Genomic DNA, 10,756 nt, shown 5'->3' on the forward strand with positions numbered 1-10,756 from the left:
GCGTCCGTGGCGGTGTCGGCTGTGCCGTCGGCGTCCGTGGCCGTGTCGGCCGTGCCCGTGTCGGCCGTGGCGGCGTCGGTGCGCGGTGCGGCTTCCGTCGCCGGTTCGCGCTGCGGCTCCGAGGGGTCGGTGCCGGGGCGGACCGGCCCGGCCTCGGTCGTGCCGTGCGGGTCCGGCGGCCGCCGGGTCGGCGTACCGGTCAGGTCCGCCGGGGAGCCGGGGACGTCCGGGGCGGCGGCCGTTCCGGAGGAGTCCGGGCCGTCCGGTGCGGCCGTGGGCGGCGGGGCCGGGCTGCCGGGCGGGGGCTGACCGTGGCGGGCGGCGCGCAGGGCTCGGCGGGCCGCGTCGGCCGGGCGTGCGTCCATCAGGCCTCCCTCCGCAGCGAGACCAGGTCGGCCAGCTCCCGGTCGGTCAGTTCGGTGAGGGCCGACTCGCCGGTGCCGAGGACGGCGTCGGCGAGGGCCCGCTTGGAGGCGAGCATCTCGGCGATGCGGTCCTCGACGGTGCCCTCGGTGATCAGGCGGTGGACCTGGACGGGCTGGGTCTGGCCGATGCGGTAGGCGCGGTCGGTGGCCTGTTCCTCCACCGCGGGGTTCCACCAGCGGTCGAAGTGCACCACATGGCCCGCGCGGGTGAGGTTCAGGCCGGTGCCCGCCGCCTTCAGGGACAGTACGAGGACCGGTGTCGCGCCCTCCTGGAAACGGTCCACCATGCGTTCGCGTTCCGGAACCGGCGTACCGCCGTGCAGGAGGTCCACCGGGACCGCCCGGGCGCCGAGGTGGGCGGTGATCAGCCGGGCCATGCCGACGTACTGGGTGAAGACCAGCACCGAGCCGTCCTCCGCGAGCACCGTGTCCAGCAGTTCGTCGAGCAGGGCGAGCTTCCCGGACCGGGCGGCGAGACGGTCGGCGCCGGCCGGTCCGGGAAGCTCGCCCTTCAGATACAGCGCCGGGTGGTCGCAGATCTGCTTGAGCGTGGTGAGCAGCTTGAGGACCAGGCCCCGGCGGGCCATGCCGCCGGCCGTGGCGATGGCGGCCATCGACTCGCGCACCACCGCCTCGTACAGCGCGGCCTGTTCGCGGGTGAGGGGGACCGGGTGGTCGGTCTCGGTCTTGGGCGGAAGCTCGGGGACGATGCCGGGGTCGGACTTCCTGCGCCGCAGCAGGAAGGGGCGCACCAGGCGGGCGAGCCGCTCCACGGCCTCCTGGTCCTCGCCGGTCTCCACCGCGCGCGCGTGCCGGGCGCGGAAGGACTTGAGCGGGCCCAGGAGCCCCGGGGTGGTCCAGTCGAGCAGGGCCCACAGCTCGGAGAGGTTGTTCTCCACGGGGGTGCCGGTCAGGGCGACGCGTGCGGGGGCGGGGATGGTGCGCAGGGCCTTCGCGGTCGCCGAGTAGGGGTTCTTCACGTGTTGCGCCTCGTCGGCGACGACCATGCCCCACCGCTGCCCGGCCAGTGCGGGCGCGGCCGAGCGCATGGTGCCGTAGGTGGTGAGGACGAAGCCGCCGTCGAGGCCGTCCAGGGTGCGGTCGGGGCCGTGGAAGCGGCGGACGGGGACGCCGGGCGCGAACCGGGTGATCTCGCGCTGCCAGTTGCCCAGCAGCGAGGCCGGGCAGACCACCAGCGTCGGCTCGGTGCGGGCGCGCTTGAGGTGCAGCGCGATGAGCGTGACCGTCTTGCCGAGGCCCATGTCGTCGGCGAGGCAGCCGCCCAGGCCGAGGGAGGTCATGAGGTCCAGCCAGGCCAGCCCGCGCAGCTGGTAGTCGCGCAGGGTCGCCCGGAGACCGGCCGGCGGCTCCGCGGGCCGTACGCCGGCCGTGATCCGGTCGCGCAGGGTCGCGAGCGCGCCGGCCGGGACCGCCTCCACGGTCTCCCCGTCGACCTCCGCGGTGCCGCTGAGGGCGACGGACAGGGCGTCGACCGGGTCGAGCAGACCCAGGTCCCGCTTGCGCGCCCGGCGCACCAGGGCCGGGTCGACGAGCACCCAGCGGTCCCGCAGCCGTACGACAGGGCGGTGCGCCTCGGCGAGCGCGTCCATCTCCGCCTCGGTCAGGGGATCGCCGCCGAGCGCGAGCTGCCAGCGGAACCGCAGCAGTTCCTCGCTCTCGAAGAAGCCGGTGCCGTCGGTCGCGGAGCCGGGCGCGGGCCGCACCTCGGCCACCGCGGTCAGGTCGTGCGCCAGGTCCCGCGGCCAGTGCACGGCGACGCCCGCCGCCGCCAGCCGGGTCGCGGCCACCCCGAGCAGGTCGCTCACCTCCTCCTCGGACAGCGCGAGCACATCGGGCGTCTCCTGCTCGGCGAGCCGGTCGAGCGGGGGCCAGACACGGGCCGCGCGCCGCACGGCCAGGGCGGCGTCCACCTGGGCGCGCGGCCCGAAAGCCGGGTCCGCCTCGCCCGCCCACAGGGCCGCGGCGTCGGCCACGAGCGTCGGGTCGGCGAGGCTGTGCACCTGCACGACGGCCGCGCCGGCCCGGCGCGCGGGCCCCTCCCCCGCGCCGTCGCCGTCCGCCCGCGCGTCGAACAGCTCGTACGCCGACAGGTCCAGCCGCAGCGAGATCCGCACCCCGGCGTCCATGCCGGCGGCGACCTCGGCGGCCCAGTCCCGGGCCCGCGGCAGGTGGCGGGGCGGGCGGCCGGCGAAGGGGCCGCCGCAGGCGTACGGCGCGGCGGGCGTACGGGGCAGGGTGTCGGCGACGGCGTCCAGGAAGGCGCGCAGCAGCGCCTGGGGCTCCGGCAGCCGCAGCGGGCCGGGGCCGGGCAGCGGTACGGCGTGGCCCTCGTAGGGCAGGGCGGCGGCGATGGCGCGCAGGTGGGCCACGTCGTCGGGGTCGAGGGGACCGGCCCGCCAGGCGTCGTGGCCGGTGGCGGTCAGGCCGGGCAGCAGCCGGCCGCGGGCGGTGAGCCGCAGCGCGTGCAGGGCGGCCGCGCCCCAGCAGGCGGTGGCGGGGTGGGCCGCCGGGTCGTGACGGGCGCGCACCAGGTGGGGCAGTGCCTCGCCGACCGGCAGGGACAGGGCGGGGGCGGGCTTGCGGCGGACGCCCGCTCCGTGCCGTCGTACGACCGTGAGCTCCGTGCGCGCGGGCCCGCCCGCGGGCGGGGACGTGTCGGTGGACGCGGGCACGTCGGCCGGCGCGGGCGGGGACTGCGGGGCCGGGAGGGCGGGAGGGCGTGTGGCGGGTGGCTGACCCGCGGGGTGTGCGGCGGGGGCATGGCCCGGGGGGCCGTCCGCGGGCCACACCTCGCCGGCGGGGTCCCAGAAGACGATCCGTCCCTCGCGTGGGAGGGCGGCGGGCAGGAAGACGGCGGCCAGCCGCACGGACACCGCGTCCGCCGTGCCGTCCGTCACCGCCGCGGCAGTGTCGCGCATACGTCCTGTCACCTCCCGCTCGCCGATCCGCCCGGTCGTCTTCGACTCTACGGGCGGGGTCCGACAATCGGCCCCGGCGTCAGGGGACGGTGCGGGAGACCAGGTAGACCATCGGCAGCACCGGGTTGGACATGTTGACCACCACGTCCTGGGTGGGCGCCGGGTTCCGCTGGCTGTGGGTCAGGCCCCACCAGGGGCCGGCGGCGGTGAAGGTCCAGCCGGTGATCTTCTTGTCCCGGTCGCCGATGGTCACCGCGCCCTTCTTCAGGTCGCCGCGCTCGACGCCCATGGCCTGGAGGAAGGCCTCCAGGCCGGGCTGGGTGGTGCGGAACTGGACGTAGAGGCGGCTGGTCTTCCAGTTGTTCGTCTCGTAGTAGGCGACCCGGTCCGCGGGGTGCGGGATCGGCACCTGGTAGAGGCGGCGCTGGACCTTGGCGGGGTAGCCGGCGGTCAGGCCCGTCGCCGAGTACTTGGCCTCCTTGTCCTTGCCGCTGTCGCGGCTCTGGGCTGCGGAGATCATCAGGTAGCCGGCCGGGACGCCGATGAGCAGTACGATGATCAGCAGGGTCAGGGCCCTGCGGCGGTTGCGGTGGCGGCGGTCCTCCGCGGGCCGGGGCGGCGGTTCGTCCGGGGGCGCCGCCTGGCGTGGCAGGGACATCGTCACAGTGCCTCCCGGGCCTCGCGCCTGGCCTCGGCGTACTTCTCGTAGCGCTCGTAGCGCTCCACGCGGCGCCGCTTGGCGCGGCGGAAGCGGCGGGCCACCAGCCGGGCCAGGTCGGCGGCGCCGACCATGCCCGCCTCGGGGCCGAGCTGGGCGCGCGTTATACGCGCCTCGGGGCGGTAGCCACGGCCGGTGAGGTGGCGCTTGAAGGCGTCCCGGGCGGGGCCGATCAGCAGGTCGTCGGCGGCCGACACGCCGCCGCCGACGACGAAGCAGGAGGGGTCGAGAGCGGCGGCCAGGTTGGCGATGCCCACGCCGAGCCACTGGCCGATGTCCTGGAGCAGTTCGACGCACATGGCGTCGCCCTGGCGGGCCAGCTCGGTGATCATCGGCCCGGTGATGTCGGAGATGTTGCCCTTGACGTGCTCGATGATCCCGTAGGCGACCGGGGAGTCGGCGGCGGCCAGCTCGCGCGCCTCCCGCACCAGCGCGTTGCCGGAGCTGTACTGCTCCCAGCAGCCGCGGTTGCCGCAGGGGCAGCGGTGGCCGCCGGGTACGACCTGCATGTGGCCGAACTCGCCGGCCACTCCGAACCTGCCGCGCTTGACCTGCCCGTCCTCCAGGATCGCGCCGCCGATGCCGGTGCCCAGCGTGATCATGACGAGGTGGTCCTCACCGCGGCCGGCGCCGAAGCGCCACTCGGCCCAGGCGGCGGCGTTGGCGTCGTTGTCGACCAGGACCGGCACGGACAGCCGCTCGGAGAGGCGGTCGCGCAGCGGCTCGTTGCGCCAGGACAGGTGGGGGGCGAAGAGCACGCGGTTGCGGTCGGCGTCGACCCAGCCGGCCGCCCCGATGCCGACCGCGTGCACGTCGTGCCGGTCGGACAGGTCCAGGACCAGCTCGACGATGGTGTCCTCGACGACCTTGGGGCTCTTGGACTTGTCCGGCGTCTCCGTGCGGAGCCTCTCCAGGATGTTGCCGTCGGCGTCGACGACGCCGGCCATCACCTTGGTGCCGCCGATGTCGATGCCCACCGTGGGCACCCGGGGCGCCGTCAGGTGGGAGCGGCGCTCCCGGGTGCCCACGGTGCGCAGGACCGGGCGGCGGGAGCCGATGGGGGCCGTGAGGTCGCGGTAGGTGCTCATCGCGCTCGATTGTGCCTCACGGCCGGTAAGGGTGCCGTACGCGGCACTCGGGGCACGGCCGTGGCAGCGGCCCCTCGCGCCACCCGTCCACCGCGCCGCGCGCGCCCTCGCCGGGCAGGCACGGGCACGGCACGGGCACGGCACGGGCACGGGCACGGCACGGGCACGGGCGAGGTCCCCGGCCCCGGCACCGCCCCGCCGCAGGCGCCGTCACGGCAGAGCCTCCCTCACGGCAGGGCTCCCGCACGGCAGGCGCCCGTCGCGTCGCGCGCCCGTCACGGCACGCGCCCGCCCCGTCGCGCACCCGTCACGGCACGCGCCCGTCACCTCGCGCGCCTGTCCAGCTCGTGGCGCAGGGCGTCCAGTTCGCTGCCGCCCGCCATCTGCCGGGTCAGCTCCTCCAGAGTGATCTCGTCCCGTGTGTGCCGGCCCACCATGGTCCCCCGCTTGAGCAGCACGAACCTGTCCCCCACCAGATACGCGTGATGCGGGTTGTGGGTGATGAACACGACGCCCAGGCCCTCGTCCCGTGCCGCCGCCACATACTTCAGCACCATGCCGGACTGCTTCACACCGAGCGCCGCGGTCGGCTCGTCGAGGATCAGTACCTTGGCGCCGAAGTACACCGCACGTGCGATCGCCACGCACTGGCGTTCGCCACCGGAAAGGGTGCCGATGGGCTGGTCGACGTCCCGCAGGTCGATGCCCATGCGCAGCAGCTCGGCGCGGGTGGTGCGGCGCATGAGGTCGACGTCCAGGCGCTTGAACGGCCCGGCGCCCTTGCGCGGCTCGGAACCGAGGAAGAAGTTGCGCCACACCGGCATCAGGCCGACGACCGCGAGGTCCTGGTAGACGGTCGCGATACCGCGGTCCAGGGCCTCGCGCGGCGAGGAGAGCCGGGCCGGCTCGCCCTCGATGCGCAGCTCTCCGCCGTCGTGCCCGTGCAGTCCCGCGACGATCTTGATGAGGGTGGACTTGCCGGCGCCGTTGTCCCCGAGCACGCAGGTGATCTCCCCGGCGTGGACCTCCAGCGAGACGTCCTGGAGGGCGCGGACGGTGCCGTAGTGCTTGCTGACGCCGGACAGCTCCACGAGCGGCGTGCGTGCCGCGTCCCGCGTCACCTGGTCAGTGGCCGCGTGTGTCATGTGGTGGCCTCCGCCCGCTTGCGGACCCAGGTGTTGAGCAGGGTCGCGAGGAGCAGCATCGCTCCGAGGAAGAACTTGAACCAGTCGGGGTTCCACTCGGCGAAGACGATGCCCTTGCTCGTCATGCCGAACAGCAGGGCGCCGACCGCCGAGCCGACGGCGCTGCCGTGGCCGCCGGTGATCAGGCAGCCGCCGATGACGGCGGCGATGATGTAGATCAGCTCGTTGCCCACGCCCTCGCCGGACTGCACCGCGTCGAAGGAGAACAGCAGGTGCTGACCGGAGATCCAGGCGCCGAGGGCCACGCCCATGTAGAGGCCGACCTTGGTCCTGGTGACGGGCACGCCGACGGCGCGGGCCGCGTCCTGGTTGCCGCCCACCGCGAAGATCCAGTTGCCGGTGCGGGTGCGCAGCAGGATCCAGGAGGCGAGCGCGACCAGGCCGAGCCACCACAGGACGGTGACCTTGAGGCCGACGCCGCCCAGGGTGAGCGTCGAGGCGAAGAGGGCGTGGGCGGAGGGGAAGCCCTCCATGTCGGCGATGGTCTTGGTGGAGACGGTGCCGTCGATCAGCTTGGTGAAGCCGAGGTTGGCGCCGGCCAGCATCAGGAAGGTGCCCAGCGTGACGATGAAGCTGGGCAGGCCGGTGCGGGTGAGCACATAGCCGTTCAGGGCGCCGATGGCCAGCGTGACCAGCAGGGACACGCCGACGCCGACCCAGACGTTCGCGGTCGTCTGGTAGCTGAACATCGAGGAGACCAGCGCGGAGGAGGTCACCAGCACGCCCGCCGACAGGTCGAACTCGCCGCCGATCATCAGCAGCGCCACGGGGACGGCCATGATGCCGATCGTCGAGGAGGCGTACAGGACGGTGCTCAGGCTGGAGCCGCGCAGGAAGCCGTCGGCGGCGAGGGCGAAGAAGACGAAGACTGCGAGCGCGCCGACGACCGAGCCGAGCTCGGGCCGGGTGAGCAGCCCGCGCAGCGGTGACCTGCGCGGCCGGGGGTTTGCCGGCCGGGAGCCCTGCGGCCCGGAAGGCTGATGAAGCGTTTCCTCGCCGGAAGGGCCGGGTGAGGTGCCGAGCTCGTCGGCGGCGGTGCTCATCGGGTGCCCCGCTTCGTGTACTCGGCGAGCGCGGCCGCCTGGTCCTTGGTGACGATCTGCGGGCCGGTGAGCACCGGCCTGCCGCCGCCGAGCACGTCGCCGTTGTACTTGTAGAGCCACAGCAGGTCGACGGCCTGGTAGCCCTGGAGATACGGCTGCTGGTCGACGGCGAAGCCGAGCGTGCCGTCCGTCAGCCCGGCGGCGACCTTGGCGTTGAGGTCGAAGGTGTCGACCTCGGCCCGGCTGCCCGCGTCCGCCTTCGCCTTCACGGCGGTGTCGGCGTACGGGGCACCGAGCGTGACCACCGTGTCGACGGACTTGTCGGCCTGGAGCCTGGCGCCGATCGCGGACCGCACGTCGGGCATGTTGGTGCCGTTGACGTACAGGTTCACCACCGTGCCGGAGAAGGTCTTCGCCACCCCTGCGCAGCGCTGCTCGTGGCCGACGTTGCCCTGCTCGTGCAGCACGCAGAGCGCCTTCTTGCGCCCGCGCCGGTTCAGCTCCTCCCCCACGGCCTCGCCGGCCACCGTCTCGTCCTGGCCGATGTGCGTCAGGGCGCCGAACGCCTTGGACTCGGCGGAGCCGGAGTTGACGGTGACGACCGGGATGCCGGCCTTCTCCGCGCGGGCCACCGCGGCCTTCAGCGCGTCGGGCTTGGCGAGGCTGACGATGATGCCGTCGACCTTCTTGTCGACCGCGGCGTCCACCAGCTGGGCCTGCTGCTGGGCCTCGTCGTCGTGCGAGTAGAGGAAGGCGATGTTGTCCTTGACCGCGGCCTGCTCGGCACCGCTCTGGACGATGTCCCAGAAGGTGTCGCCGTCGCCGGAGTGAGTGATCATCGCGAACGTCCAGCGCGGGGTGTTCACCGCCGCCCGGCCCTGGGCCGCCGCGGCCTTGCGGGCGTCCTCCGCCCGCTTGCCGCCGGTACTGCTGCACCCGGCGAGGGACACCGACAGTGCCCCCGCCAGCGCGATGACTGCCCAGGTTGGAAACCGTGCCACGAGGTCGTGCCCTTCTTGCTCTGTCGTACTGCGTTCCGCTGCGAGTGCAGCGTCCTGCCGGGTGGTGCCGTGCCGCGATGGCGGCCGCACCGGCCCCGAACAGCGCATTATCGGTCACCGGAATCAGAGGTTCCGCAGCCGGGCGGCCCCCGCCGGTCACATTGTCCGGACATCCGCACACCGCACGGCACCCTAGACGCCGGTCGCTCGCACGTCCCCGCACTCCCCCGAGGAAGGGGCGGGGGCGCGACGAAGAGGCGGGGCGGGGCCGGTCAGGACCGCACGACGAAGCGGCGGGAGCCGGTCAGGAGCGGACGGGCAGCGGTCAGGGACGTACGAGCAGCTGAAACTCGAACGAGTAGCGCGAAGGCCGGTAGGTGTGGGTGCCGAACTCCACCGCGCGGCCGGTGTCGTCGAAGGTGGCGCGCTGCATGGTGAGCAGCGGGGCGCCCTCCGCCTCGCCCAGCCGCTCCGCCTCGGCCGGGGTCGCGGCGCGGGCGCCGATGGACTGGCGGGCGCTGTGCAGGGTGATGCCGGCGGTGCGCATCAGCCGGTACAGGCCGGTGGCCTCGAGCTGCTCGGTGCCGAGGTCGAGCAGGCCGGGCGGCAGGTAGTTGATCATGTACGCCATCGGCTCGCCGTGCGCGAGCCGGAGCCGCTCGATGCGGTGCACCTCGCTGCCCTCGGGCACGGCGAGGGCGGCGGCGGCCTCCGTGGGCGCCGGGCAGACCGTGTTGACGAGGACCTTGGTCGCCGGCCGCTGCCCGGCCGCCTCGAGGTCGTCGTAGAGACTGCTCAGTTCCAGCGGGCGCTTGACCTGGCTGTGCACGACCTGGGTGCCGACGCCCCGGCGGCGCACCAGGAGCCCCTTGTCCACCAGCGACTGGATGGCCTGGCGGACCGTGGGCCGGGACAGGCCGAGCCGTGCGGCGAGGTCGATCTCGTTGCCCAGCAGGCTGCCGGGCGTCAGCGTCCCGTGCTCGATCGCCGCCTCCAGTTGCTGCGCCAGCTGGAAGTACAACGGCACCGGCGAGCCGCGGTCCACACTCAGTTCGAGCGGGACGGTGGAGTCGTTCCCTGGTTTCGGCACGGCCCGAGCGTAGACCCGTGGACGGTTGACGGAAAGTTGTGTAGTCAGATTGTCCGGACATATAGATTGACAGGGCCCGTGTTCTGGCCCACCTTGTTCCCCATGCGCATCGGGGTCATCGGTACGGGCCGGATCGGCACCATTCATGCGAACACGCTCAGCCGTCACCGGGAGGTCGGGTCCCTGATCCTCACGGACACGAATCCGGCGCGGGCGCAGGAACTCGCCCACCGGCTCGGCGAGACGGCGGCGCCGGGCGTGGACGAGATCTTCAAGTGGGGCGTGGACGCGGTGGTGATCACCACGGCGACGTCGGCCCACGCCGAACTGATCGGTCGGGCAGCACACTCGGGGCTGCCGGTGTTCTGCGAGAAGCCCATCGCGCTGGACCTGCCCGGGACACTGCAGGCGCTGGCCGAGGTCGAGGCCGCCGGAACGATCCTGCAGATGGGCTTCCAGCGGCGCTTCGACGCCGGGTACACCGGCGCCCGGGAGGCGGTGCGCTCGGGACGCCTCGGCCGGCTGCACACGGTCCGCGCGCTCACCTCCGACCAGGCGCCGCCGCCCGCCGCGTGGCTGCCGCTGTCCGGCGGGCTGTTCCGGGACACGCTGATCCACGACTTCGACATGCTGCGCTGGGTGACGGGACGCGAGGTCACCGACGTGTACGCCGCCGGTTCCGACGCCGGACCCGCGATGTTCCGCGACGCACGGGACGTGGACACGGGCGCGGCGCTGCTGACCCTCGACGACGGCACCCTGGCCACGGCGACCGCGACCCGGCTGAACGGCGCGGGCTACGACGTGCGGATGGAGCTGGCCGGGGAGCGCGACCAGATCGTGGTCGGTCTGGACGACCGCACCCCGATCGCCTCCACCGAGCCGACCGGGCCACCGGCCGCGGACAAGCCGTGGACCGGGTTCCTGGAGCGCTTCGGCGCCGCCTACGAGGCCGAGTTGTGCGCCTTCGTCGAGGTCGTGCTCGGCGAGCGGCCCAACCCGTGCGACGGCCACGAGGCCCTGCAGGCCCTGCGCGTCGCCGAGGCCTGCGAGCAGTCCCGGCGCGAGCGCCGCCCGGTGCGTCTGGCAGAGGTGCCCGGCGGCCAACGGGCCGTCCCCCACTGACCCACGCCACCGTCCACCTTCCACCGACCACTGACAGTGAGGATGTTCGTGAGCGTCTCCCGGCGGGGTCTGACCCAGCCACTGACTGACCTTGGGTCCTCAACGGGATCTGTCGGCCCCGG

General features: G+C 73.9%; 8 protein-coding genes. 1 reads left to right on the forward strand and 7 read right to left on the reverse strand.

Annotated elements, in window-relative coordinates; all coding sequences use genetic code 11:
* Window positions 1-364: 364 nt before the first annotated feature.
* The 7 genes from ACI2LW_RS28740 to ACI2LW_RS28770 all read right to left on the reverse strand — a co-directional run bounded on the left by ACI2LW_RS28740 (window position 365) and on the right by ACI2LW_RS28770 (window position 9,509).
* The gene (locus ACI2LW_RS28740) at window positions 365-3,364 is read right to left on the reverse strand and encodes an SNF2-related protein (protein WP_404734144.1); all 3,000 of its coding nucleotides are present in this window, start codon (window positions 3,362-3,364) and stop codon (window positions 365-367) included.
* Window positions 3,365-3,443: 79 nt separating this feature from the next.
* Window positions 3,444-4,028, reverse strand: a complete 585-nt coding sequence (locus ACI2LW_RS28745) for a sugar kinase (protein WP_404734145.1) — start codon at window positions 4,026-4,028, stop codon at window positions 3,444-3,446.
* The gene (locus ACI2LW_RS28750; protein ID WP_404734146.1) at window positions 4,025-5,170 is read right to left on the reverse strand and encodes an ROK family glucokinase; all 1,146 of its coding nucleotides are present in this window, start codon (window positions 5,168-5,170) and stop codon (window positions 4,025-4,027) included. The genes ACI2LW_RS28745 and ACI2LW_RS28750 overlap by 4 nt, the downstream gene beginning before the upstream one ends.
* A gap of 323 nt (window positions 5,171-5,493) precedes the next feature.
* Window positions 5,494-6,315, reverse strand: a complete 822-nt coding sequence (locus ACI2LW_RS28755; RefSeq protein ID WP_404734147.1) for an ATP-binding cassette domain-containing protein — start codon at window positions 6,313-6,315, stop codon at window positions 5,494-5,496.
* Entirely contained in the window at window positions 6,312-7,418 is a 1,107-nt protein-coding gene (locus ACI2LW_RS28760; RefSeq protein WP_404734148.1) for an ABC transporter permease, read from the reverse strand. The genes ACI2LW_RS28755 and ACI2LW_RS28760 overlap by 4 nt, the downstream gene beginning before the upstream one ends.
* Window positions 7,415-8,419, reverse strand: a complete 1,005-nt coding sequence (locus ACI2LW_RS28765) for a sugar ABC transporter substrate-binding protein (RefSeq protein ID WP_404734149.1) — start codon at window positions 8,417-8,419, stop codon at window positions 7,415-7,417. Before ACI2LW_RS28765 ends, ACI2LW_RS28760 begins: the two co-directional genes overlap by 4 nt.
* A 325-nt stretch (window positions 8,420-8,744) precedes the next feature.
* Window positions 8,745-9,509, reverse strand: a complete 765-nt coding sequence (locus ACI2LW_RS28770) for a GntR family transcriptional regulator (protein ID WP_404734150.1) — start codon at window positions 9,507-9,509, stop codon at window positions 8,745-8,747.
* A 102-nt stretch (window positions 9,510-9,611) separates the two neighbouring features.
* On the opposite strand from ACI2LW_RS28770, the gene ACI2LW_RS28775 reads away from it, so the two are divergent.
* Entirely contained in the window at window positions 9,612-10,634 is a 1,023-nt protein-coding gene (locus ACI2LW_RS28775; RefSeq protein ID WP_404734151.1) for a Gfo/Idh/MocA family oxidoreductase, read from the forward strand.
* Window positions 10,635-10,756 lie beyond the last annotated feature (122 nt).

The organism is Streptomyces sp. NPDC004065 (assembly GCF_044903565.1).
Lineage (GTDB): Bacteria > Actinomycetota > Actinomycetes > Streptomycetales > Streptomycetaceae > Streptomyces.

Coding starts and splice junctions, on each gene's coding strand:
- ACI2LW_RS28740 (WP_404734144.1), bottom strand. CDS start 3,364: ATGCGCGACACTGCCGCGGCGGTGACGGACGGCACGGCGGACGCGGTG.
- ACI2LW_RS28750 (WP_404734146.1), bottom strand. CDS start 5,170: ATGAGCACCTACCGCGACCTCACGGCCCCCATCGGCTCCCGCCGCCCG.
- ACI2LW_RS28755 (WP_404734147.1), bottom strand. CDS start 6,315: ATGACACACGCGGCCACTGACCAGGTGACGCGGGACGCGGCACGCACG.
- ACI2LW_RS28760 (WP_404734148.1), bottom strand. CDS start 7,418: ATGAGCACCGCCGCCGACGAGCTCGGCACCTCACCCGGCCCTTCCGGC.
- ACI2LW_RS28775 (WP_404734151.1), top strand. CDS start 9,612: ATGCGCATCGGGGTCATCGGTACGGGCCGGATCGGCACCATTCATGCG.